Origin of the sequence: Solemya pervernicosa gill symbiont (assembly GCF_002020875.1) — a bacterium.
Taxonomy (GTDB): domain Bacteria; phylum Pseudomonadota; class Gammaproteobacteria.
On record NZ_MPRL01000067.1, the window covers coordinates 1 to 24,275 of the forward strand.

23 protein-coding genes and 2 pseudogenes are annotated in these 24,275 nt (G+C 52.9%); 10 read left to right on the forward strand and 15 right to left on the reverse strand.

Features of this window, described 5'->3' with window-relative positions:
- Positions 1–97: 97 nt before the first annotated feature.
- The 4 genes and pseudogenes from BOW52_RS13570 to BOW52_RS13585 form a co-directional block, all read right to left on the reverse strand.
- Positions 98–1,357 (reverse strand): annotated as a pseudogene (locus tag BOW52_RS13570) (acyl-CoA dehydrogenase); the annotation flags it as partial.
- A gap of 20 nt (positions 1,358–1,377) precedes the next feature.
- The gene (locus BOW52_RS13575; protein WP_078484624.1) at positions 1,378–2,262 is read right to left on the reverse strand and encodes a C40 family peptidase; all 885 of its coding nucleotides are present in this window, start codon (positions 2,260–2,262) and stop codon (positions 1,378–1,380) included.
- Between the two features lie 451 nt (positions 2,263–2,713).
- Positions 2,714–3,211 (reverse strand): hypothetical protein, encoded by a 498-nt coding sequence (locus BOW52_RS13580; RefSeq protein ID WP_078484625.1) that lies wholly within the window; start codon positions 3,209–3,211, stop codon positions 2,714–2,716.
- A gap of 169 nt (positions 3,212–3,380) precedes the next feature.
- Positions 3,381–3,593 carry a PspA/IM30 family protein gene (locus BOW52_RS13585; protein ID WP_078484626.1) on the reverse strand — a complete coding sequence of 71 codons (213 nt, stop codon included), beginning with the start codon at positions 3,591–3,593 and terminating at the stop codon, positions 3,381–3,383.
- Positions 3,594–3,743: 150 nt separating this feature from the next.
- Here BOW52_RS13585 and BOW52_RS13590 point away from each other — a divergent pair.
- The 4 genes and pseudogenes from BOW52_RS13590 (at position 3,744) to BOW52_RS13605 (ending at position 7,607) form a co-directional block, all read left to right on the forward strand.
- Positions 3,744–4,542 (forward strand): annotated as a pseudogene (locus BOW52_RS13590) (response regulator transcription factor).
- A 4-nt stretch (positions 4,543–4,546) separates the two neighbouring features.
- Complete coding sequence (locus BOW52_RS13600) at positions 4,547–6,070, forward strand: hypothetical protein (RefSeq protein ID WP_236725751.1); 1,524 nt, start codon at positions 4,547–4,549, stop codon at positions 6,068–6,070.
- Positions 6,048–6,689, forward strand: a complete 642-nt coding sequence (locus BOW52_RS17465; RefSeq protein ID WP_236725752.1) for a sensor histidine kinase — start codon at positions 6,048–6,050, stop codon at positions 6,687–6,689. Before BOW52_RS13600 ends, BOW52_RS17465 begins: the two co-directional genes overlap by 23 nt.
- A gap of 105 nt (positions 6,690–6,794) precedes the next feature.
- Positions 6,795–7,607 (forward strand): SDR family NAD(P)-dependent oxidoreductase, encoded by an 813-nt coding sequence (locus tag BOW52_RS13605; RefSeq protein WP_078484629.1) that lies wholly within the window; start codon positions 6,795–6,797, stop codon positions 7,605–7,607.
- A 176-nt stretch (positions 7,608–7,783) separates the two neighbouring features.
- Here the strand turns inward: BOW52_RS13605 and BOW52_RS13610 are convergent, their stop codons facing one another.
- Positions 7,784–8,113 (reverse strand): flagellar basal body rod C-terminal domain-containing protein, encoded by a 330-nt coding sequence (locus BOW52_RS13610; protein ID WP_135622415.1) that lies wholly within the window; start codon positions 8,111–8,113, stop codon positions 7,784–7,786.
- A gap of 182 nt (positions 8,114–8,295) precedes the next feature.
- Between BOW52_RS13610 and BOW52_RS13615 the strand changes: the two genes are divergently transcribed.
- Positions 8,296–9,150, forward strand: coding sequence for a tetratricopeptide repeat protein (locus BOW52_RS13615; protein ID WP_172840354.1), 855 nt, complete (start codon positions 8,296–8,298; stop codon positions 9,148–9,150).
- Here the strand turns inward: BOW52_RS13615 and BOW52_RS13620 are convergent.
- The gene (locus tag BOW52_RS13620; protein ID WP_135622416.1) at positions 9,129–9,731 is read right to left on the reverse strand and encodes a transglycosylase SLT domain-containing protein; all 603 of its coding nucleotides are present in this window, start codon (positions 9,729–9,731) and stop codon (positions 9,129–9,131) included. The two genes, BOW52_RS13615 and BOW52_RS13620, sit on opposite strands and share 22 nt — an antisense overlap.
- 196 nt (positions 9,732–9,927) lie before the next feature.
- Between BOW52_RS13620 and BOW52_RS13625 the strand changes: the two genes are divergently transcribed.
- The gene (locus BOW52_RS13625) at positions 9,928–10,281 is read left to right on the forward strand and encodes a hydrogenase maturation nickel metallochaperone HypA/HybF (RefSeq protein WP_078484632.1); all 354 of its coding nucleotides are present in this window, start codon (positions 9,928–9,930) and stop codon (positions 10,279–10,281) included.
- A gap of 159 nt (positions 10,282–10,440) precedes the next feature.
- Here the strand turns inward: BOW52_RS13625 and BOW52_RS13630 are convergent, their stop codons facing one another.
- The 5 genes from BOW52_RS13630 to BOW52_RS13650 all read right to left on the reverse strand — a co-directional run bounded on the left by BOW52_RS13630 (position 10,441) and on the right by BOW52_RS13650 (position 16,525).
- Positions 10,441–11,298 (reverse strand): alpha/beta hydrolase, encoded by an 858-nt coding sequence (locus BOW52_RS13630; protein WP_078484633.1) that lies wholly within the window; start codon positions 11,296–11,298, stop codon positions 10,441–10,443.
- Between the two features lie 3 nt (positions 11,299–11,301).
- Complete coding sequence (gene pepN, locus BOW52_RS13635; RefSeq protein ID WP_078484634.1) at positions 11,302–13,956, reverse strand: aminopeptidase N; 2,655 nt, start codon at positions 13,954–13,956, stop codon at positions 11,302–11,304.
- Between the two features lie 316 nt (positions 13,957–14,272).
- Positions 14,273–14,758 carry a sulfur globule family protein gene (locus tag BOW52_RS13640; protein WP_172840355.1) on the reverse strand — a complete coding sequence of 162 codons (486 nt, stop codon included), beginning with the start codon at positions 14,756–14,758 and terminating at the stop codon, positions 14,273–14,275.
- 315 nt (positions 14,759–15,073) lie between these two features.
- A complete protein-coding gene (locus tag BOW52_RS13645) occupies positions 15,074–15,469 on the reverse strand; it encodes a hypothetical protein (RefSeq protein ID WP_135622419.1) in 396 nt (131 codons plus the stop codon).
- A gap of 81 nt (positions 15,470–15,550) precedes the next feature.
- A complete protein-coding gene (locus BOW52_RS13650; protein WP_078484636.1) occupies positions 15,551–16,525 on the reverse strand; it encodes a helix-turn-helix transcriptional regulator in 975 nt (324 codons plus the stop codon).
- A 157-nt stretch (positions 16,526–16,682) separates the two neighbouring features.
- On the opposite strand from BOW52_RS13650, the gene BOW52_RS13655 reads away from it, so the two are divergent.
- Together BOW52_RS13655 and BOW52_RS13660 are read left to right on the forward strand one after the other, a co-directional pair.
- The gene (locus BOW52_RS13655) at positions 16,683–18,317 is read left to right on the forward strand and encodes a CHAD domain-containing protein (protein ID WP_078484637.1); all 1,635 of its coding nucleotides are present in this window, start codon (positions 16,683–16,685) and stop codon (positions 18,315–18,317) included.
- Complete coding sequence (locus BOW52_RS13660; RefSeq protein ID WP_078484638.1) at positions 18,314–19,057, forward strand: ParA family protein; 744 nt, start codon at positions 18,314–18,316, stop codon at positions 19,055–19,057. The genes BOW52_RS13655 and BOW52_RS13660 overlap by 4 nt, the downstream gene beginning before the upstream one ends.
- Here the strand turns inward: BOW52_RS13660 and BOW52_RS13665 are convergent.
- From BOW52_RS13665 to BOW52_RS13675, 3 genes are read right to left on the reverse strand one after another with little or no spacing between them, the layout of a single operon-like run.
- Complete coding sequence (locus BOW52_RS13665) at positions 19,038–19,565, reverse strand: SixA phosphatase family protein (protein WP_078484639.1); 528 nt, start codon at positions 19,563–19,565, stop codon at positions 19,038–19,040. The genes BOW52_RS13660 and BOW52_RS13665 overlap by 20 nt on opposite strands.
- A gap of 16 nt (positions 19,566–19,581) precedes the next feature.
- Positions 19,582–20,181 (reverse strand): SOS response-associated peptidase, encoded by a 600-nt coding sequence (locus BOW52_RS13670; protein ID WP_078484640.1) that lies wholly within the window; start codon positions 20,179–20,181, stop codon positions 19,582–19,584.
- Positions 20,182–20,219: 38 nt separating this feature from the next.
- Positions 20,220–20,405 (reverse strand): SOS response-associated peptidase family protein, encoded by a 186-nt coding sequence (locus tag BOW52_RS13675; RefSeq protein ID WP_078484641.1) that lies wholly within the window; start codon positions 20,403–20,405, stop codon positions 20,220–20,222.
- 220 nt (positions 20,406–20,625) lie between these two features.
- Between BOW52_RS13675 and BOW52_RS13680 the strand changes: the two genes are divergently transcribed.
- Positions 20,626–23,187: a putative bifunctional diguanylate cyclase/phosphodiesterase gene (locus tag BOW52_RS13680; protein ID WP_078484642.1), complete on the forward strand. Its 2,562-nt coding sequence runs from the start codon at positions 20,626–20,628 to the stop codon at positions 23,185–23,187.
- Between the two features lie 167 nt (positions 23,188–23,354).
- Positions 23,355–23,606, forward strand: coding sequence for a hypothetical protein (locus tag BOW52_RS13685; protein WP_078484643.1), 252 nt, complete (start codon positions 23,355–23,357; stop codon positions 23,604–23,606).
- Between the two features lie 68 nt (positions 23,607–23,674).
- Here BOW52_RS13685 and BOW52_RS13690 read toward each other — a convergent pair whose 3' ends face one another.
- Positions 23,675–24,229: a hemerythrin domain-containing protein gene (locus BOW52_RS13690; protein ID WP_078484644.1), complete on the reverse strand. Its 555-nt coding sequence runs from the start codon at positions 24,227–24,229 to the stop codon at positions 23,675–23,677.
- Positions 24,230–24,275 lie beyond the last annotated feature (46 nt).

The window sequence follows — 24,275 nt, forward strand, 5'->3', positions numbered from 1 at the left end:
CGGGGCGCCGTAGGCATAAACGGTCGCGTTAAGTATTTGCCGCTTGCTTGGGCTTGGACGCCCAAAACAAGCTTCCGCAAAAATAGCGACTCCCCGACAGATAGGTATTACCGGCGATCGGGGCCAGCGCCTCCTGCACCCCTTCAAAACGACCGATCGGTAGTTTGAACTGTTCGCGTACGGCGGCGTAGGCACCCACGGCACGACTCACCAGTTTGCCTCCACCGGTACTCAATGCCGGTAGTGAGATCGAACGGCCTGCGGCGAGGCTCTCCATCAACATGCGCCACCCCTGCCCTGCCTGTTCTACCCCCCCGATGATCCAGTCGAGCGGAATAAAGACATCGCGCCCCTCATTGGGACCGTTCATAAAGACCTGGTTGAGCGGCAGATGACGACGGCCGATCTTCACCCCTGGGGTGTCGGTTGGAATCAGCGCACAGGTGATACCCAGCTCACGCTGATGGCCAAGTAACTGGTCGGGATCGTAGAGCTTGAAGGCGAGCCCCAGCAGCGTCGCCACCGGGCCGAGGGTGATATAGCGTTTCTGCCAGTTGAGGCGGATACCGAGGATCTCCTCACCCTTAAACTCACCACGACAGACCACTCCGCTATCAACCATGCTGGCGGCATCGGAGCCCGCCTCGGGCGCGGTCAGGGCAAAACAGGGCACCTCCTCACCACTGGCCAGTCGTGGCAGATAGTGATCACGCTGCGCCTGTGTGCCGTAGTGAAGCAGTAGCTCGGCAGGACCGAGCGAGTTGGGCACCATCACCGTGACGGCGGCCGATATTGAACGTGAGGCGACCTTCATCACCACTGCTGAGTGGGCCAGCGCCGAGAAGCCGAGCCCGCCATATTCAGCCGGGATCACCAAACCAAAAAAGCCGTTCTGCTTGATAAAACGCCACACCTCAGGCGGCAGGTCGTGGTGCTGCTCGGTAATCTGCCAGTCGTCGATCATGGCGCAGAGCTGTTCGGTGGGACCGTCGAGAAAGGCCTGCTCCTCTTCGCTGAGCTGCGGCTTGGGCATCGCAAACAGTCGCTGCCAGTTGGGCCGTCCACTGAAGAGTTCACCCTCCCACCAGACGGTGCCCGCCTCCAGCGCCTCACGCTCAGTGGTGGAGATCGCCGGAAGACGACGATTGAGGAGTTTAAGCAGTAACTTTGAGAGGGTCTGCTGCCTAATCGGATTGATATTGAGCAGTAGTAATAGCGTGGCAGTGGCGGTAATGCCCACCGGCCCCATACCTGCGACCGAGATTAGCGCCAATAGCCAGAGACTCCAGAGTGACAGTCGTGCGCCGATCCAGGCGAGACCAAACCCGGTCAGCAGCAGAGTCAAAACCAGTGTCATTGTGACCATCTGACATCCTCCTACGGTTCACCCAATACATGGAGGTGTCGCTCCTCCATGCGTTTATCGGTCGCCTCAACCGGATCACCACTGGCCGGGTCGTAGCAGTCGTCGGGGTTGTTGCAGACCAGATCATCACGCCACGGCAGACGCCGATAGTGGGCCATATCGTCGAGCCCCAGCAGCGGGTATTTGATGATCTCGAAATAGGGGGAGTGGTCGAAGTCGTTGGGGGTAAAGAGTCGGGCGTTGCGTTTGAAGAAGTGGATGTGGCCGGTCGCCTCCTTCACCACCACTGGAAGAATCGGGTACTGCACCGCCATGAAGGCCGAGGCGATCAGGGTCGAGCAGATGGTACGGGTATGGCCACCCGGCTTATGCTGGAACAGGCTTGAGCGCCACCGTTTCGGCATCAAGGCGTAGGGGTAGAAGAATCGCGCCATATCGATCAACTGACGCACATCGTAGTCGCGTCCGAGGTGATCGACACTGAAGGCGAGCACCTGACGTACATCCTCCGGCACCAGCCCCTTGGGTCGGCAGATGCGTAGGTGGTAACCGCGGTACGCCTCGAGTGGAGTGATCACCGTGCCCTTCCCCAACAGCGCCTCGAGTACTAGCGGTTCGTGGGGGTCACCATCGTAGAAGGGGGTGACCTTGTCGGCGAGGCCAATCGCTTCGAGATCATGGATCGAGCCGATGTAGAGCGCCGAGTGGGTCCAGTTGCTGAGGGTGATGTTTTTGATCACATCACTGATTCGGCTACGCCCCTCAACCAGCAGAACATCGCAGGGACGAATCTCGTAGTGGAGCTGGTCAAAATTGCACAAATTCGACTCAGCCGGTCCACTCTCCTTGTCTAACCAGTCCGCCAGGAAACGCTGTATGCATGACACCCACGCCATCGTTCAGCTCCTCGTCGACCTACCTGCTTAAGGCATAGAACCGTTTAATGATGCCTTATAACCAAGAGTAGCACTAAGGATTAGAGGAGCGAGGCGATAGAAAAGTTCGAATAGTTAGATAGAAGTTAGTTTGTTGCGCTTTTAAGTTGATAAAATAGATAAGAATTCGGGGAGTCGCTATTTTTGCGGAAGCATGTTTTGGGCATCCAAGCCCAAGCAAGCGGCAAATACTTAACGCGACCGTTTATGCCTACGGCGCCCCAACCGCCTTCGCTTCGCTATCCATGGCGGTCAGCGAATGATATTACTTACTGTTTATATTGGAATAATATAAACAATCAACATCACGTCTAAATTCGTGAGCACCGCATTGATATATATTATATATTTTTATTGTTATCACTCCAATCTGTGATCGAGGTCACACATTGTCTGAGTTTTTTTGTAGGTCTTATTTCATCTCATGATAGCGCTGGCAGGCAATATCGCGTCGCTGCTTCTTCTCAATGCTCTTATCGATCATCGCCTCAATGGTCATTTGGTTACAGCGTTTTTTGGCCGACTCGAAGGGACCGACGTAATTGGTCGAACTGATAGTGGCAATTGAGGGTTGGAATAGCGTAGCTGCAGTGCAGTACATCTCCTTGAGTTTGGTATAACGATTCCCCTCAGCTGGTGAACGCCGCATCTCCTGACAGAGGTCGTTGAAGAGCGATTTTGCCTCCACCGTGCAGCTTGAGTAGAGGCTGATGCTGCGCTGTTGATAACTCTTGCAGACGCTGCCTCCCAGAATTCGCCACTGCTGATAGTCAAAAGGAATCTCAAGTCCGTGGTAGGAGATCATCTCGCTGTGCAGCGCTCCCATATCGGCATCGTTATCGATCTCAATGCCAGGATCGGTCCGTGCCAGCTCAAGGTAGGCCGCAAAGAGTAGTGTTACCGGTTCCACAGTCGCTGTTCCTCTGAGTCCATTATCGATACAAGCCAGTTGCCGCTACAGCGGTAAGACTCCACTCTACCACTATCAGAGCACCTCAAGCAGATAGATACAGATCGGGGAGTCGCTATTTTTGCGGAAGCATGTTTTGGGCATCCAAGCCCAAGCAAGCGGCAAATACTTAACGCGACCGTTTATGCCTACGGCGCCCCGAACGCTCGGCGATCTGTTCTCCCTCTTCGATCAGTTGACGTAGCTGCTGCTCATCATCGGCAAGCGCCTCCTCCATCTCACGGATCGACTGTCGTAGTAGTACCTCCGGCTCTTCGATACGATCTAGCACCGCATGCATATCGGCTCTGAATAGTCGTGTGACTCGGTTGATAAGTGCCATCTCTCTTCTCCTCTGTGGGTCTGCTGTTGTAGATCACTCTAGGCGCATGACCGCTGAGGCTGTAGACACATTCAGGTAAAGATTTCAGAGGATTTGTTTACAAAAGATTTACATGTCGCTGGGGGGGCGAGCTGATAAGCTTGGCAGCGTATGAATAGAAAGATTCGCCTATTAATTGTGGAGGATGAGGCCGCCATTCGTGACGGTCTGGTCGACCTGTTTATCTATCACGGCTATGAAGTTGAGAGCGCCGCCGATGGCGACCTTGGTCTGGAGATGGGGCAGAACGGCCGCTTCGACCTGATCCTGCTCGATGTGATGTTGCCAGGTATTAACGGCTTCGATATCTGTAACCGCATCCGCGAGCAGGATCGCGATCAGCCGATCATCATGCTCACCGCCAAGGGCAGCGATGAGGAGATCATCCAGGGGCTCACCTACGGAGCCGATGACTACGTCACTAAACCCTTCTCCGTCAGTCAGCTGGTACTTCGCGTGAAAGCGGTACTGCGTCGTTCAAAAGTCGTCGAGGCTCAGTCGCATACGATAGTGCTGGGCGGAGAGCTCAACATCGACACCCGCAACCTCATCGGGGAGTCGCTATTTTTGCGGAAGCTTGTTTTGGGCGTCCAAGCCCAAGCAAGCGGCAAATACTTAACGCGACCGTTTATGCCTACGGCGCCCCAGCGGCGGTGAACTAGAAGGTAAGGAGATCGCCTTCACCCGGCGTGAGATGGATATTCTCGAGTACCTCTACGCCAATCGTGAGCGCCCCGTCTCCCGCGAGGAGCTGCTGCACAAGGTGTGGGGTTATGCACGTGATCTCGATCTGGAAACCCGCACCGTTGATATCCACATCGCCAAGCTGCGCCGTAAGATCGAATCAAAACCCTCCGCACCGAACTATCTCGTCACCGTCCGTGGTTCCGGTTATAGGCTGCAGGAGTAACGGAGTGCGCAACCGTCTCAACAGTTTTTCAAAGAGCCGACTGAAGCTGCTACTCGGACTCTTTTTTCTCGCCCTGGCCATCCCGACCACGCTGCTGCTCTACAAGACCTTCGATCAGCTCAAGTGGGAGGCATTTCACCAGCACCAACAGTTCGCCGAGGAGCTGGCGCTTCGCATCGACAACCGTTTTCTGGCGGCAATTACTGCCGAGGAGGAGCGCAGCTTCGCCAACTACTCGTTCCTTAATATCGAGGGTGAACTCTCGGCCAACTATCTGCAGCGCTCTCCCCTCTCCGCCTTTCCGGTCTTAAGTGACCTGCCCGGCCTGATCGGCTACTTTCAGATCGACAGCAACGGCCTCTTCACCACCCCGCTACTGCCTAAGAGTGCAGCAGAGAGTCGCCGTTACGGCATCGATAGTGATGAGTACCAACAGCGACTCACCTTGCAGAACCGGATTGAGCAGATCCTCAGCGACAACCGTCTGGTCAAGCGCCGACGCATCGAACACGATCGTCAAGCACTAGCCGCAGCCAAACCGGCAGCACCGGCCGCAAGCGGATCGTTTTTCTCGCGTGAATATGAGGAGATGGTCGCCTCTCCCCTCTCCCCCCCTGCTGAAGCACCAACTCTCTCAAGCATCGACACGCGCAAAGGTGAGGCTAGCGGAAATGATCGCGAGATCGCGGCACAGGCTGCCTTCGATCAGCTCAACCGCACCTTAAGCTCGAAAAGTAAGGTCGCCCCCGAGAAAAAGCAGAGATCTCTCGGGCGCGTTGAAGACCTGAAACTCGAACAACGTTATCAGGGCAAGGATGAGTTAGAGTCGATTGGCGACAGGATTCAGCAACGTGCCCTGGCACCACGGCCACGCACGGCACGCAAAGAGTTGGGGGCACTCCCTGAGCAATCGATTATCAGTCTCGATGACGTTGCCGAATCGATCGATCGCGACGAAATAAGAGCACCGATTACCACCTTCGAAAGTGAAATCGATCCGTTTGAAATCAGCCTGCTCGATAGTGGTCACTTTGTACTTTTTCGTAAGGTGTGGCGCAACGGCGACCGTTATATCCAGGGTGCATTGATCGAACAGCAACCGCTACTCAAGGGGCTGATTGAGCCGATCTATCGCGAGACGGCCCTTTCAAAAATGAGCGATCTTGCCGTCGCCTATCACGGCGATATCTTCACCCTGCTCTCCAGCAGCACTTCTAACAGCTATCTGTCGAGGGGAGCTGGATTGAGGGGCGGGCTCCTCTACCAGAGCCGTCTCTCGGCACCGCTGAGTGAAATGGAGCTGCTCTTCTCGATTACCCACCTCCCCCCCCGGACCGGCAGCCGATGTGGTCTTCTGGATCGGTGCGGTACTCAGCATTGTGCTCTGCGGCGGTTTTCTACTGCTCTATCGTCTCGGTGCGGGGCAGATCGAGCTGGCGCGCAAACAGCAGGACTTTGTCTCTGCCGTCAGTCACGAGCTAAAAACCCCACTTACCTCAATTCGCATGTATGGCGAGATGCTGCGTGAGGGGTGGACCAGTGAGGAGAAGAAGCGCAGCTATTACGACTACATCTACACCGAGAGCGAACGCCTCTCTCGGCTGATCGATAACGTACTGCAACTGGCGCGGATGCGGCGCAACGATCTGCGTATCAAGCTACAGGCCACCACCGTCAGCGAGCTGCTTGATACCATCCAATCCAAGTGTGCGACGCAAATCGAAGCGGCCGGTTTCGAACTTGAGATCGGCCATGATGGTGAGTGCAACGGTAGTGTGATCGATATCGATCGAGATGCCTTCACACAGATCATCATCAATCTGGTCGATAATGCGATTAAGTTCTCGGCCAGGGCCGATAAACGGAGAGTCGAGATCGACTGCAAAAGACTACGCCAACAGCGTATCCAGTTCAGCGTCAGAGACTTCGGGCCCGGTATCGCACCCAACCAGATGAAGAAGATCTTCCACCTCTTCTACCGCAGCGAGAGCGAACTGACCCGCGAGACAGTCGGCACTGGTATCGGTCTGGCACTGGTGGAGCAGCTCTGTCGTGAGATGGGGGGTGAGATTGATGTAATCAATCGTGAACCCGGTTCTGAGTTCACTCTCACCTTCCACACTTCAACCACCTCACAAGTTAAATAAGTGGACTACTTGCTCGAAAGTGACAGCAGTTACGGGCGCGTTCCAGGTAAAGTCGCTGTCGTCTAAATTCTGCTCTCAACACTTTTCCAGGTGAGAGATAGCACCATGAAAAAAACCATACTCATAACGGGCTCGACCGATGGCATCGGCTTAGAAGCCGCGAGAATGTTCGTCTCTCAGGGCCATCATGTTCTGCTGCACGGACGTAACCCGGTAAAACTGCAGGAAGTGGAAAGCGAGCTCTCTGGATTACCCGGTGGTGGAAGTGTAGAAAGTTACCTGGCGGATCTGTCGCGCATGGGTGATGTAGAGACCCTGGCAAAACATATAATTGAGCGATCCTCCCAACTCGATGTACTGATCAATAATGCTGGAATATTCCGTACGACTGAGCCCACTACTCAAGACGGACTTGATGTCCGTTTTGTGGTCAATACGATTGCTCCCTATCTGCTGACGAAACGACTGTTACCGTTGATGACATCTTCCAGTCGGGTGATCAATCTCTCCTCTGCAGCCCAGTCTCCAGTCAATTCAGAGGCACTGTATGGTCGAGTTAAATTCTCGGATGAGCTTGATGCCTATGCACAAAGCAAACTGGCACTCACCATGTGGTCTCGCAGCATGGCGCTTTCGCTTAAAGATGGGGGCCCGATCATCATCGCGGTTAACCCTGGCTCGATGCTCGCTACCAAGATGGTAAAAGAGGGCTTTGGGGTGGCGGGTAATGATATCGACATTGGTGCTGAAATTCTTTTTCGCGTAGCGCTAACCGACGAGTTCGAAACGGCTACCGGGCAATATTTCGACAACGATAGAGGCCAGTTTTCTTCACCCCATCCAGATGCACTAAATCCACTAACAACCGAAAGTGTTGTGCACGTTATCGAAGAGATTCTGGCTGAAATAACGCCATAAGATTACGAGTGCATAGCACTTAAGAACTACATGGCTGCAACAGATGGTGAGGTTGAGGAATCTACTTTTAGAACGAGATAATGAGACAGGTCCACTCTCATCATCACAATGTTTTCAATAACAGACTATTTAGATTTAGCCGACAGAACAGTTAGCACACAGTTTGGAGACCAGACTCACCTGTTGCGGGTAAGCATATCCTCGACACTCTGATAGGTCTCGACACCGATTGAGAGCGCCTTTGCATTGGCCTGGTAGCTGTTCTTCGCTTGAAGCAAGCCCGCCATCTCCTCGGCAAGATTGGTACCCGATGGCGCACCTGACGCAACCGGCGCGGTGCTCGGTGTTACGGCACCGACCTCAACACCACCACCCGCAGACTGAACCGACTCAACCCTCGATGGGGTAAACCCCTCAGTCGCGACATTGGCTATGTTGTTCGAACTATTACGCATACGCTCCTGCGCAACCTTCATACCGCTCAACGAGTTCGAAATACTGTCCATACCGCTCTCCAATACTCTTAGGTAGAGTATCGTCCACTTTTACCAATATAGAAGTGGTGACGGGGTGATCTGTGACCATGCTCACAGTTACACCCTCTAAAACGCCGAAATTGGACTGGCCGGACTGCGAAAACACCCCACAGGTGCTATGCAACTTCGGCGACTCTGTTAGACTCGTGCGCATGAATCGCACCCTCCTCACCGCCACGCTACTGCTAATCAGCGAGTCCGCATTGAGTGCGCCACCGCCTCAATATTGGCCACCACAGTGGCCCGGATACTGGCAGCCACAGCAATCCTTCTACCCCTCCCCAACAGCATCGGAACCCGCTGTTACTGATGGTGAGGGTGCTGAAATATCTCCTGCCGAATCAAGCAAAACCACCGAGGTGGCTCTACCCGACTCTGAAACCAACCACCAGCATGAGAAGGCACTACGAGCAATGCAGGAGGGAAACTACGCCGTAGCCTACTGCATCTGGGATCCAATGGCCGATGCGGGGGATGCCAAGGCACAGTTTAGTATCGGCTGGATGTTCCATAACGGCTACGGCCTGGCGATCGATAATCGTCAGACCCTTAAGTGGTGGACCCTTGCCGCTGAGCAGGAGTTTGCCAACGCCTCTTTTGCACTCGGCATGCTGCTAAGCCACGGCGACAATCAGGTTGAACAAGATCTACCTCTTGCCGTTGAACACTATCTCCAGGCAGCACATGCTGGACACGAAGATGCACAGTCGATGCTGGCCCACCTGATTCAGGATGAAGCTCGCAAGATGAAGCCGATCATTGCCGAATGGGGTACTAAAGAGTGGCTATTGCTAGGCAAGACTATCCGTATCAACGTCAAGCGTGCCAATGCGCGCACTCAGCCCACCCTCTCGAGTCGAGTGCTTACGGTGCTTGAAGAGGGAACAGAGTTGGTTCAGATCGGGAAGGAGCAGCGCTGGCGACAGGCTGCGCTACCTGAGAAGGGCGTTATCGTCTGGGTGCACGATTCGTTGATTGAGAAGCCTCAATCGAAAACGGGTAAATAACCGGTCAGCTGAACCAGACGAATCGGTCTTGGTTCGTTCTTCATCAAACGTCGAATGCGTTCAACATAGGCACGTGTCTCACGTGGTAGATACTGCTTGATCTGGTCCCACCCCTTCACGTCGCCTTTAACCCGCTTTAGTGCCTTCAATACTCGACCATAACCGGCGTTATAACTGGCGAAGGTGAGATAGAGCCGCTCCTGTTCGGGACGATCGCGCCACTTACGATAGATCTGACGGTCGTAGAAGATGCCCGCCGCAACGTTCCAGACTGGCGTCTCGAGTTCACCGAAGTGTGACTGGTCACGACGAATATCCTGATAGGTCGAAGGAATCAGCTGCATCAACCCTCGTGCACCCGAGCTGCTGGTTGCCTTGTAGTTAAGACCCGACTCAGCGATCGCCTGAGCCTTAAACCAGCGCCAATCGAAACTGGGACCAAAGTATCGTGCTGCATACTTTTTGAAGTACTCATCGTACTCGCTGCTCCAGACCGATGAGTCTACCGAGGGGTCGACACTTTTCGACGCCCACAGGGTGCTCGGAAGAATCATCAACAGTAGAAACAGAACACGCGTCACAACTCACACTCTCAAGAAACGAATGAGCATATTCTAATATTCTTATACCTATATTGCACGAACTATTTCCGACCAATCCAATCGGAGACTTTTGGTCTGTTTGAGAACTAAACCACAAGATATGGGAGAGGGCTTCACTCTGCCCCTCAGCTGACTATAGTTATTTAGACGCAGTTGAATCGGAAGGACGGTGACTATGCATGAGCTCTCCCTCTGCCGGGCCTTAGTTAGAGAGGTCGAAACGATCGCCAGTACTCATCAGGCGATTGCTGTCAGGTCGATTCTGATCCATCTGGGCCCCCTCTCCGGCGCTGAGGCTACGCGTCTTCGCAACGCCTATCCCGTTGCTGCTGCCGGGAGTATCGCTGAAGAGGCTGCTCTGGTGATCGAATCGACGCCGATCAGGGTTCACTGCCTGCACTGTGGCGAGGAGTCAGACACTCCCATCAATCAACTCACCTGTGGGCACTGCGGCAGGAATCACCCACTGCTCATCAGTGGTGATGAGATTGAACTGGTCAAACTGGAGTTTGACCTGCATATCCACTAAGGAGTCTCTGATTGATCCTGAACGGGATGATAGAAGATTCATCATTTTTAATGAAAGACGCAGATCGCAGTGAATAGCGGACTAGTCACAAGATTTGCGACGCAGCAACGGACGGTTTTGGTCTCATAGTGACCGAAACACGAATTGATCAGGGGTTCCCTAACTGCGATCAATCGCCAACCCAACCCCGCTGCCCCCAGCCATCTGTCGCTCGATGGAGAGGAATTGCCGTAACTGCTGCTGATAACGGGGCTGGGAGAGCATGTAGCCACTGTTGTGATCACCGCGCAGTTTGACAAACTGTTTGGGCTCCGTAGCCAGCTTGAAGAGATCGGCTCCGAGGCCAAAGGGAATGATCTCATCCTCAGGACTGTGCAACACCAACAGGGGTGCTCCCAATGAAGCGATACGTGCTGCACTGTCGAAGCGATAACGCAGGTAGACCAACTTGGTGAGAATCGGGAAATGGTAAGCCGCCAGCTCACGCATCGATGTGAAGGTCGATTCCAGAATCACCGCACGTGGATGCACCGCTGAGGCCAACTCGGTTGCAACCGCACCGCCCAGTGAACGTCCAAAGATAACCAGACGATCGGCTGTCACCCCCTTCTCACGCTGCAGGTAGTTCCAGGCCGATTTTGCATCAAGATAGAGCCCCTGCTCGCTCGGTTCTCCACGACTCTGGCCGTAGCCTCGATAATCGATGATCAGCACATTGAGGCCGAGACGATGGAAGATCGCGATTGAGTCGCGACGATGTGAGATGTTGCCACCGTTGCCGTGTAGAAAGAGCAGCGTCAGCTCAGCATCGCGTGCTGGCAGATACCATCCATGCAGATCGACACCATCCTCCGTCTTCAGTGCCACATCTTCGTAATCCATACGCCAGGCCGCTGGTGTATCGATCAACTCGCTGCTGGGAAAAAAGGTCATTGCCGGCTGCTGCAGGTAGAACCAGCCATTGAGTGCTGTCAAAGCCAACACAACTATCAGCGCACCCTGTAACAGCAGCTTCATGCCCTACCCCTTGAGACTCTTGGAGGCGATCTCAAAAACATCCTTGGAGAGCGATGGCTCCTCAAGGATGCGTGCCAGCTGTGACTTCATCGCCTCCTGACGCCCCTCATCATAGCGACGCCACTGTCCCAGTGGTGAGAGCATACGCGCCGCGATCTGCGGATTGAGCGAGTTGAGTCGAATCACCCAGTCGGCGAGGAAGCGATATCCTGATCCGTTAGCCTCATGGAACCGGACTGGATTTCGCATACAGAAGGTGCCAACCAACGAACGTACCCGGTTGGGATTGGTGAGATGGAAATCGTCATGGTTGGTCAGAGCACGCACCTGATCGAGCACACCCGGTATCGGTGAACTGGCCTGAACCGCAAACCACTTATCGAGTACCAGTGGATCCTCTTTCCATCTCTCATAGAAGGCTGAGAGCGCACTGTGCTGTTCCGGGCTACCGCTGTGTACCAGCGCTGTCAGTGCCGCCATCACATCGGTCATACTCTGGTCACGCTGGAATTGATTGAGTGCCATATTTCGCACCTCATCATTACCCAGCTCAACCAGATAACTCATACAGAGGTTACGCAGCCGACGTCGACCCATCGCTGCCGCGTCGGTTGAGTAGGGACCATCATCGGTCAGCTCATCGTAGCGTTTGATCAACGCCTCACGATGGGCAAAGGCGAGGCTGCGTCGCAGGTACTCTCGTACCACATGAATCGCCTGAGGATCGACTACCTCGACAAATTCCGCGACATAACCCTCGGCAGGCAGAGTCAGTGCCTCAGCCACCAGCGCAGGGTCGAGGGAGTGATCTGTCAGTGTCTTGCCAAAGGCGCTAGAGAGGGCATCATCAAGTGTCGGCTGCAGACCACTTTTCAATACCTGCAGCAGGCGCAGCATCACCTTCACCGAGAGCTGCTGCCCCGCATCCCAGCGGTTAAAGTCATCGCCGTCGTTACCCATCAGAAAGGCGAGTTCCTGATCACTCAGATCGAGCTTCAACTTCACCGGTGCCGAGAAGCCACGCAGCAGTGAAGGAACCGGCTCAGGGGGAATATTGATAAAGGTGAACTGCTGCTCTGACTCAGTCAGATCAAGCACCCGTTCAATACCACCCGCCTCCGCCTCACCCTTTAACTGTAGAGGTAACGGCTCACCATCGGTATCGAGCAGTGCCATTTTCAGCGGGACATGAAAGGGCTGTTTCTCCGACTGCCCGGCCGTTGGCGGGCAACTCTGTTTCACGTTCAGAGTGTAGTGCATCTGTTCAGCATCGTAGCTGCGTTCCACCACGATCTCGGGTGTCCCCGACTGGCTGTACCAGCGTTTAAACTGACTTAGGTCTGCACCGCTGGCATCCTCCATTGCCGCGATGAAATCCTCGGTGGTGACCGCCTCTCCGTCATGGCGTTCGAAATAGAGGTCACTCCCCTTACGGAAAGACGCATCACCCAGCAGGGTGTGGATCATGCGCACCACCTCAGCCCCTTTGTTGTAGACCGTCAGGGTGTAGAAGTTGTTGATCTCAACATAGGAGTCGGGGCGAACCGGATGGGACATCGGCCCCGCGTCCTCCTGGAACTGATGACCACGAAGAACACGCACATCATCAATGCGCTTAACCGCCCTCGCCGTCATATCGGCAGTGAACTGCTGGTCACGGAAGACGGTAAAACCCTCCTTGAGACTAAGCTGGAACCAGTCACGACAGGTGACCCGGTTACCCGACCAGTTGTGAAAATATTCGTGACCAATTACCGCCTCTACCCGGACAAAGTCGAGATCGGTGGCGCTCTCAGGCTGGGCCAGAACGAAACAGGAGTTGAAGACGTTGAGCCCTTTGTTCTCCATCGCTCCCATATTGAAGTCATCTACAGCTACGACCATGTAGATATCGAGATCGTATTCGCGCCCAAACATCTGCTCATCCCAGTGCATTGCCCGTTTGAGTGATGCAACGGCATGATCACACTTCGCCTCATTGCCGTGCTGGACATAGAAACGGATCGCCACCTCACGTCCAGATTGAGTCGTAAAACTATCTTCTACAGCGGCGAGATCACCGGCAACCAGTGCAAAGAGATAACTTGGTTTCGGAAAGGGATCGTGCCAGACCGCAAAATGGCGACCGTCATCGAGCTCGCCCTGCTCAAGCAGATTGCCGTTACTCAGCAGCACCGGATAACTCGCCTTATCGGCCACAATGCGAGTGGTATAGACCGTCAACACATCGGGGCGATCAGGGAAGTAGGTGATTTTACGAAAACCCTCCGCTTCACACTGGGTACAGAAGTTGCCGCTCGAAGTGTAGAGCCCCTCAAGGGCGGTATTGGCGGAGGGATTGATACGTGTAATCACCTCAAGAGTGAAGTTTGCTGGCGGCGAGTTGATCAGCAGTGCCTCATCTTCCAGGCTGTAATCAGCCTCTGTCAGCAGTTGATCATTCAGGGTGATTGAGATGAGCTGCAGATCAGCACCATCGAGACGCAGTGGTCGAACACCACCACTCTGGTCGTAGTCAGCGGAGATTGTCAGTGTCGAGGTGACTGTGGTCTCTTGTTCGGAGAGTTCAAACTGCAGTGAGAGCTGCTCAATACGATAGTCAGGGGCGGTGTAGTCTTTCAGATAGATTGTCTTGGGTGGGTGCTGCAGATCAGCCATTGGGCTCTCCAGGCTACTAAAACAGGTTAAATTTCCGACCATTTCAGCCATTGGGCTCTCCAGGCTACTAAAACAGGTTAAATTTCCGACCATTATAGTGCGAAACAGCTCTCCGATGTCGGCCAAGATGCGATGAACTGGGATGTTTGACCGCAATAATTATGTGGTCTATAGATATAGGCAGACCGGTAACCAGCCGGTCAGGCTTGGTGACCACCGCCTTGCGTGGTGGTCATCGAAGCCTTTTAAAAAACAGTCAGACACAAAAAAGCCCGCACATCGCTGTGCGGGCTTTTTCTATGCGATGAAGCTCAGCTTACTTAGCAGCCTGGCGCTTCTGCATCATAGCCACGTACTCGTCGTGTGCCTTCTTCTGTGCTTCCATAGCAGCCTTCTGCTGGTCCATCATCTGCTTCTGGAAATCAGCAGCAGCCTTCTGCTGTGCTTCGATAGCAGCCTTCTGGTCAGCGCCAGGAGCAACAGGTGCGCCGTAAGGAGCGTAGCCGTAAGGCGCGCCGTAAGGAGCGTAACCGTTGTAACCGTTGTAACCGTTGTTCCAGCCGTTGTTGCCATTGTAGCTGTTGTAACCGTTGCCTGAACCGTTACCACGTGCGTTACCGCTCATGCCGAAGTTGAAGCCACCGTCGAAGTCGCCGTTACCAGCGCCGTTACCAGCACCGTAACCACTACCGTTACCATTGTTGTAACCGTTACCGTTGTTAAAACCGTTACCCCACCAAGCCTGTGAAGCGGTAGAAACTGCGAGAAGTGCGGTAGCAATCAGAATCTTGTTGAATTTCATTGTGTATCTCCTTAACTAGTGTTTAGTCTTTAACAGTGTGTGTTTTTCAAAATTTCTTTTTACTCCGTTGACTCCCCGGTTACTTCGATTTATCGATGTCCCTGAGCGCCAATGTGAATTCAGATTATTAGTATTTTCTAATATTGTCAACAACTGCAGCGCTAAAATCCTGACTGTCACGCATTAATTTGTTTTTAGTCGTAATTACAGCAAGTTAGAAATACTTATTTTTGTGTGGCTATAGATAATTTTTTTCTAAATGGGTGAATTTTGCGATAATTTCGCGATAATTTGTGTGTTTCGAGGAACTTTTAGTTACTCGTGAGATGCGATTTTCAGCAAAAGCGTTACTCCGTAGACGGGGCGCTCTGGATCAACCTTATCGATTATTACCACTCCCTCTCCACCCCCCATAAGCACACTGCGAAATTGCTGTGTGTCCATGCTTTCAGGCAGATAACCAACAACGTTGCCCTCCCTATATAGATAGATGCGCTGGTAACCCTGCGGCATCGTCTGATCGAGCAGCGGATAGAGCCGTTCACCCACCTGGAAGTGTTGATCGAGAGGTGAATGATATCCCAGATGTTGAGCGATACCCTGCAGGTGCAGTACCGGTGGAGTATTGATCTTACCGACAGCCCAGCCACTGCTGCTCAATAGAACCAGGACCAGTACCACTCTATATATAGTGTTATGAATCGCTCTCATGACCTCTTCTCCAACATTGAATGTATGGGAAGAAGTATCAGGTAGGTAGTAGCTCATAGGATGAGCCACTGGATCACGAACTCATTGATAGAGTGCTGCGCTCTTTTGCAACTGCGCATAAAGACGATCACGCAGTTGTTGCGGTTCCAACACCTCGGCATCGGGGCCGTGACGCAGGATATCCATAATCAACTCACGATCATCTGAGTAGGGAACCTTTAACAGATAGCTACCATCATCATCGAACTCACCCTGTTGATCGGGATGCCACGACTCCTGTGAGACCCAGCGTGCACGTTGCGGGCTAAAACGAATCAGAGCGGTCTCTGTTTTGGTTCCACTGAAGATACCGTATCCCGATCCCAGCATCTGATCGAGCGTTGTATCAGCAACCCGCTTCGATCTTTTATCCACTACCCGCGCAGATAAGATCGCCTCAACACCGAAGCTTCGAACCGCCTTACGTAGATGACACCAGCCATCGAGATACCAGTTATCACGGTAGTAGATCAGCCGCTGCGGTGAGACCTCGCGCTCACTCTCTTCACCACTGCTGCGATTGAGGTGTGTCAGCAATAGCCGCTTCTCAGCCAACAACGCACGGCTGACACTTTCAAAGCAGTCCAGATTGAGATGACGTTTGGCCATCTGCAGAATGCGAATTCGATTGCGAATCTGATCTGCCGAATAGTCGCCCTCCTCCAGCAACCTCTCGAGACGCTGTTGCAGCGGTGCAATATGGGGCGTTAGCAGGCCCGGCTGAAGATTCTCCAGCAGCTGCTGCATGGTCAGCAACGCATAGAGTTCTGAGGCACTGAACCAGAGTCCAGGCAGGGAGAAGTCACCGGCCGCTTCATCGTTTGTTCTGTCGAGTCGGTAGCCATGCAGCTCCCTATCCCAACTGATCGGCGCATTAAAGCGATCGCGCAGCACTTCAAGATCACGCTTAAAGGTTGCTGGAGAGACTTCCAGCGTATCGAGAAACTGCTCTCGAGTGACCAGGCGTCGGTTCTCAAGCAGCTGAATAATCTTATAGAGTCGTTCGGTACGATCCACACTTAGACCTCAATATTGGTTCTGAAGCACCCTTATACCCACTGCTTCGTCTATTGAGCGACAGGTCTGATGGGCATATCTTCGCTACCCAGAGTGATGGCGAGCATATCAGTCCGCTACAGCCACACCAATCAGCTCCGATTCAAACTGGGCTTTGATGTCACAATTACTTACTCTTAACCAGAAGCCCACTCGACTATCGCTCAACTATTCAGGAACTGAGAAGCGCATGACGCTCTACCCCCTACCCGTGAAGGAGAGCACTACCCGTTGGCGAACCAGGCTACTCGAGCTTCTTCCCCTTCAGGCGGAGCAGCGTACTCGCTCTGAGATTCACTTCTACGACACCTTTGACTGGCGACTCTATCGCGCCAACCAGTCACTACAGTGGCTAGAGGGTGAAAATGATGCCCGACTCATACTCTGTGAACGACAGCGCGGTGCACCTCGCAGCTCAATCCCACAGTCGACCCCACCGCCACGCTTTGCCAACGAGCTAGAAGCGAGTGCTCTGCAACGCGAACTCACGAGCAGACAGGGTCTGCGTGCATTCCTGCCGCTGGTAACGGTCGAACGATACTGCCATCCATTCAAGCAGATCGATAAGGAGGGTAAGACACGCCTACGCGTGACACTTGAGGAGCAGCGCATCTGTCTCGGCAACACCTCAAAACGACTTACCCTGCAACTGGTCGTCACACCATTGCGTGGCTATGAGAGAGCCGCCAAGCAGTGCGTCAAGGTACTCGAGCAGCAGCTCAAGCTCACCGCTGGCGACAACCGAACCCTACAACTTGCCCTGGCTGCCGTTGGCACCGAACCTAACCACCAGAGCTCCCGGCTCAACTTCGAACTCGATCCCAGCATGCGCTCCGACACCGCCTATCGCACCGTGCTGCTTAACCTGCTAGAGACAATGATCCGCAACGAACCGGGAACCATCGAAAATCTGGACAGTGAATTTCTACACGATTTCCGCGTTGCGATTCGGCGTAGTCGTTCACTGCTTGGACAGGCGAAACATATTCTGCCACCACATAGTCTGGCGCGATTTAAACAGGAGTTCTCCTGGCTCGGTTCGATCACCAGTCCGACACGCGACCTCGATGTTTATCTGCTGATGTTCGACAGCTATCGGCAGCGTTTACCAAAACGGCTGCGCGCCGACCTGGAGCCGCTACACACCTTTTTACAGCGTCACCACCAGAGCGAGCAGTCAACGCTGGCCATTCATCTCAGTTCGGCACGCTATCGCAACTTCAAGCAGCAGTGGCTGCGCTTTCTTAACAGTGCCCCTGCCAAGCGACCCGTAGCAAAACAAGCGTTAAAACCGATATCGCTATCGGCCCATCAACACACCTGGAAAATCTACCAACGCGTGATGCGAGAAGGTGCGGCCATCACCCCCCAATCACCGGCAGATGATCTGCATGAACTGCGAAAATCGTGCAAGAAGCTACGCTATCTAATGGAGTTCTTTCAGTCGATCTATTCTGCCAAGGCGATCAAACATCAGATCAAGGAACTCAAACGGCTGCAGGATAATCTTGGAGATTTCCAGGATCTTGAGGTACAGATCCATACCCTGCAGCGCTTTGGTTTAGAAATGCCTGAAGAGTTACAGGTGGAGCAGCGCCATCTGGATGCGATCGACAGGCTGCTATCCATACTCGAGGGCGAGATGCACGCAGTACGTACACGCTTTGAACACTGTTTCAGACGCTTTGCAGATCAGAAAAACCAGCAGCGTTTTTCACAACTCTTCCACTCCGATGGGCCCGCAGCGCAATGAAGACCATCGCCTGTTATAACATCAAGGGCGGCGTGGGAAAGACGGCCACCGCTATCAACCTCTCCTACCTCTCCGCCCTTGAGGGACACTCAACGCTGGTTTGGGATCTCGATCCGCAGGGCGCGGCCAGTTTCTACTTCCGTATCAAGGCAAAGATAAAAGGTGGCACTACTGAACTCTTCAAACGCCGCAGCCGTCTGCAACGAGCGATCAAGGCGACCGACTACGAGGGGCTCGATCTGATCCCAGCCGACTTCTCCTATCGCAACCTCGACCTGCTACTGGAACAGAAGAAGCATTCGGGCCAGCAGCTAGGCAAACTGCTCAAGCCAATACATTCAGAGTACGACTATCTCTTTCTCGACTGTCCCCCCAGCATCTCGCTGGTCTCCGAGAACGTCTTTGAGATGGCCGATCTAATACTGGTGCCAACGATCCCGAGCACCCTTTCGTTGCGCACACTTTCTCAACTTCAGAAGTTCTGCAGCAACAACGGCTACAACAAGGGGAAAATCGTGCCCTTCTTTTCGATGGCCGACCTACGCAAAACCCTGCATCGAACCATTCTTGAGCACCCACCGAAACGGGGTGAGCCGATGCTCAATCGGCATATTCCCTACGCCAGCGAGATTGAGCAGATGGGTGTTAAACGTGCGGCTGTCGAAACCTATGCCCACAGCAGTAAAGCCGCAGCTGCATACCGAGCCCTCTGGAGTGAACTCAAGCAGCGCTATTTGTAGCCTCTAGCTGACGCGCTCGCACCAGTGAAAGGAGTGTCGCCGAACCTTGCCACCCTTGCGACGATTCAGAATTAGCCATCTTTAGTCTCGCCACTGTCGCTGTTGGCAGCAGTTTGCCATCTTCGCTATCGGGTTGAATGCCATCCAGCAGATGAATCAGCAGCTCTTCCAGGCCTGGATTGTGCCCGACCAGCATCACGCGTTGGGCATTTACGGAACTCTCCGATAACAGCTCTAGCAGTGTATTGAGATCAGCCAGATAGAGCCGACCGTCATTTACCACTACTGACGTTTTGAGTCCCATCGCCGCCGCACAGCGTCTGGCCGTGGCATCGGCACGAACCGCCGGTGAGGCGATAATGAGATCGGGAATCAGATCGTGATCACGCAACCACTGACCAATACGAGTCGCTCCGCGCCGTCCTCGCTTTTTCAGAGGGCGATTGAAATCTGAACTGGAAACTCGCCAGTCCGATTTACCGTGTCGTAGCAGTAGTAACTCTTCCAAAACGTTTCTCTACTCTCTATATCCGCTCTTTTCCTGCTGAGTGTAAACCGTCAGTCACAGAGTCGTTCAGCCGATCGATCAGATGGTGGTTATCCTTGAGAGGACTATTCACATCACGTGATACCGGATAGATCTGTAGTTCACCCACAAACGGTTGCAGGATCTGCTTCACCTGATCAGCACGCTGCTCTTCTGGATCGAGCCAGGCGGCAAAGGCGTCGGGCTGAAGGATCACCGGCATACGATCGTGGTAAGGCTTCATCTGCTCATTAGCCGTGGTTGTCAAAATCGTGCACGACTCCACCACGCCACTGCCATCTTTAGGCTCCCAGTGCGCCCAGAGTCCTGCAAATCCAATTGGGGTACGATCCGGCAGACCGATCCAGTAGGGCTGTTTTCCCTGTGCTGTCTGCTGCCACTCATAAAAGCCATCGGCCGGTATCAGGCAACGCTTGCGTCGAAACGCCGAGCGAAAAGCGGGTTTATCGGCCACGGTTTCAGCACGTGCATTAATCAGATGGTTGGCAATCTTCATCGAATCGGCCCAGGAGGGGATCAGCCCCCAGTGGGTAAAATCCGGGGAGTCGCTATTTTTGCGAAAGTTTGTTTTGGGCATCCAAGCCCAAGCAAACAGCAAAAACTTCACGCGACCGTTTATGCCTGCGGCGCCCCGGCGGTCAGCGCGAGCTCGCGCCCTACCCCTCTAACCTGACGAATGGTGGCAATCGACTGGCCGGGTGCAATATTAAACCGTTGTTCAAAACCGGCGGGCACCCTGTCGAGGTCGAAATAGTCACTCAGAAACTGCGCATCAGTAGATAGGGTAAAACGACCACACATTGGCACCAGCCTCCTGGTCATCTAATAAAATATTGCTACACAACAACACCGTCATAGGGCTTCCATCAGTTAAATAGCATTTAATTATCTGCTGAACTATTACTACAACCTACTGAATTGGAACCAATTAATCACTAGTCTATTGATAATTTAGCCGATATACTCAATTGAGTTATAGACTTAGTCTTATTATTATAATAATCAACAGGCATCCGATTTTATGTCCCTGCTTAAAAACGGAAACAAGCGCAATCCGCCTAGTCTGCGTACGAGATACATCGCTCTTACGCTGCTGCTCGGTCTGCTTGTCATCTCAATCGTGCTGTTTTTCTACAGCGATGCGGTGTCGACCAAACGTCAGGTTACCGATGAGCTGGTCGGCCTCAATGCAAAGCTAAATAAGCTTGATGGTGTGCGCAGCAATCTCAATGAGATCTACCGAAACATCGATCTCTTTCTGCTAGACCCTACACAGGGTAACCATGCGGAAGTCGTCCACCACCTAATCTCAGACTCCATTATCTACACCCGTCAACTCAACGAGGAGTTCCAGAGCGAACGAAGTGGCCTGGCAAGTACGGCTTCTGCACTGGGTGAACAGCACAGTGCACTGCGAATCAGCGTCGCAGATCTGATCGACTCGAGAATGGACGTCAACCGTCAGTATCCCGGTCTGGCGCTCTCTGCCAATGAGATGTCGTCACCACAGCAGGGCGTTAGCAACTCCTTTCTTATCTTGATTGCAGAGATTGAAAACGGTGATTTCGAGCCGAAATCTGTCGAGCTATACCCGATGCTGCTCAAGACCCGCTCACTCTGGCTGAGCCAGATCTCGCAGATGCGAATCTACCTCGCAAACCGCTTTGCCTCATTCTCCAATGAGATTCTGGTAACCCAGGCCGAATCACTCGATGACCTGCATCTGACATTTCTCAATAATGTCGACACCCTGGAAGCACTCTATGCCAATGAGGATAGCTTCGAGGGCCCCGATATTGTTGCCATGATTGCGAATGAATCTTCTGAGTGGATCAATATTTTCCAACAGGTCAGAAAAATATCCGAATCGGGAAAGTGGCGTAGCGACAGTCACATCATGAAGAGTAATCTGATCCCGTTGACCGATGATATCTCTGCCTCAATCCTATCGATTGAGAATCTGCTCCAAACTCAGGAGCAAAGCGTCGCAGAAAGATTGAGGAAAAACACCGAGACGCTGAGTACGCTGCTGTTTACCATCGTCTTGCTCTTTCTACTCTATATATCGGCCATCCTCTTCTCGCTCGAATGGATGGTCTTCAGACCCATCTCCAGTGTTGCGATGGCCCTCAGATCAAAGGCCTTCAATATCGAATCACCTGAACTGGTCGTTAGTAAGTCTCGTGAAATTGACTATCTCGTTGAGGCCTTTCATCAAATGGACGAGCAGGTCAATCAGCGTGAGAATGCACTGGAACATCAGGCACTTCACGACCATCTGACCGGCCTACCGAATCGTTTCATGCTCAACCAACGCCTCGAGTATCAACTACTCACCTCCGAGCGAAACCAGAAAACATTCACCCTCTTCCTGATGGACCTTGATCACTTTAAGGATGTAAATGACTCCCTCGGCCACGCCACGGGAGATATGTTGCTCATCGAGGTGGCTAACCGACTAGCCACACAGGTTCGCAAGACTGACACCGTCGCGCGACTCGGTGGTGATGAATTCGCCATTCTCCTTCCCGATACCGGCAGAGACGAATCTGAGCTGCTCGCGAAATCGATCTTTGAGTCTATTACGGCACCCTTCTCTATCGGTGAACAGACGATAAACGTTGGCGTGAGTATCGGTATTGTCAGCTATCCCGTTGATGGCAACGATGTCATGAGCCTGCTACAACACGCCGATATCGCAATGTATATAGCCAAGCGCAATCGCACCAGCTTCTCCCACTACGACGCCAGCGAAGATCACCACAGCCTGAACCGACTCGGTCTGATTAACGATCTTCGCAAAGCGCTGACAAACGATAGCCTGGAGCTCAATTTCCAGCCGCAGGTCGATGTCGATGGTACAACGATCACCGGTGCCGAAGCGCTGTTACGCTGGAACCATCCGCTACACGGATTTATCCAACCCGACAAAATCGTCGAATTGGCTGAATATGTCGGCATCATCCATCAGCTCTCGTTCTGGGTACTCGACAATGCCATTGCCCAGTGTAGCCAGTGGCATCAGCAAGGCATCTCGATATCAATCGCGGTGAATCTATCGGTACAGGATCTTGCCAACCCGTCACTTTGTGATCAGATCGGCCAGCTACTTGATCGCCATCAACTGCCCAGTGAGCAGCTCACTCTGGAGATCACCGAAAGCGGCATGATGGAGAATCCCGCCCGTTCAATTGAGGTACTAAAAGTACTAAGTAGCATGGGCATCAACCTCTCAATTGATGACTTTGGTACCGGCTTCTCGTCCCTCGCCTATCTCAAACAGCTACCCGTCAATGAGTTGAAAATCGACAAGTCATTCGTGCTCGATATGGACAGTGATGAGAGCGATGCGGTCATCGTCCAATCGACTATCAACCTCGGCCACAACCTCGGTCTTAGGGTCATTGCTGAGGGTGTTGAACACGCGGGGCTGCTCAAGATGGTCAGATCATTTGGCTGTGACCAGGCTCAAGGCTATCTCTTTGGTAAACCGCAGGACAGTGTGCAGTTCACCGATTGGCTGACTCGCAGTGCTCAGCATGAGGCCGTGTTGAGTCAAAAAGTAGGGACAAACAATCATTAACTCCCAGCAAGGCTCACACTACGTAAGCAATTACTTACAGATCAAGTAGAAATCCTTACCTTGCTGAGGGTAATCCATACAACTACTGTAAGCTATTACCAAACCACAGGGATGATAAGGCCATGAGCTGCCAGGACTGTCCATTAAAACGAGAAGATGTAATCACCATGCACAGCGAGAAACTGTGCGAAAGATGTAAATCCGGTTCACCCCACAACCTACTGCTCTACGTCGGCAATAGTCACGGAAGTTACGATCTATTGATGTCGGGCCACGACGACGACTGTTTTCAGAAGGTGATCAAGCGTCTTATTGAGGCGTGTCTCTCATTCAAACTCTTCGGTTTTAACGATGACAGTTACAACGTGGTGCGGCAGTGGCAATCGAATGGATCGGAAGAGTTTGCAGCTAGCGCCTAGCATTTCCCTAAGAAGTTAGAGAGATATATAACGGCAGAACTCTGACCATGCCCATCAGTGGGCCATCATCACACCATCAATTCACCCTTGTTCAGATAACTAAATAGCTCTGGATAGCGCGTAGCGATATTTGGATCCAACAGTGGATCTTCATCATCTGGCAGTGCTCCGGCAGCAATATCGAAGTCCTCATCCTTCAGCTCCTCCTGCAACAGAGGAAATGCCATCCGGTCTTCGAAATTCATATGATTTCGCTGATGAGAGATCAACTCCCTACCCGCTTCGATGAGCCGATCGATAGAGTCATTATCACCACCATCGGCACTATCAACAGCCTGAAGCATCTTACGCGTCAGATCGACCACAATCAGATGCTGTCCCAATAGCTCTTCCATCTCGTCATGTCCCCGGTCGGTACGAGCCAGTAGAACCTGATAGAGATGATCCTCAATGGGGTGGTGAATTTTGTCGGTGTACTCCCGGACGTAACTGACAATCTCACTCATCAGCTTTGCAGGCAGTGGTTTGGTGAATTTAAGCACCTCCAACTGCCCCTCAAGAATATCCATCAAACGATTAGAATTGAGGTGATCCCGATAGAGTCGCGCCAAAGTCTTATGCATTAAATATCATCCTTAAACCCATTTATCTTACCAACGACCTTAGACC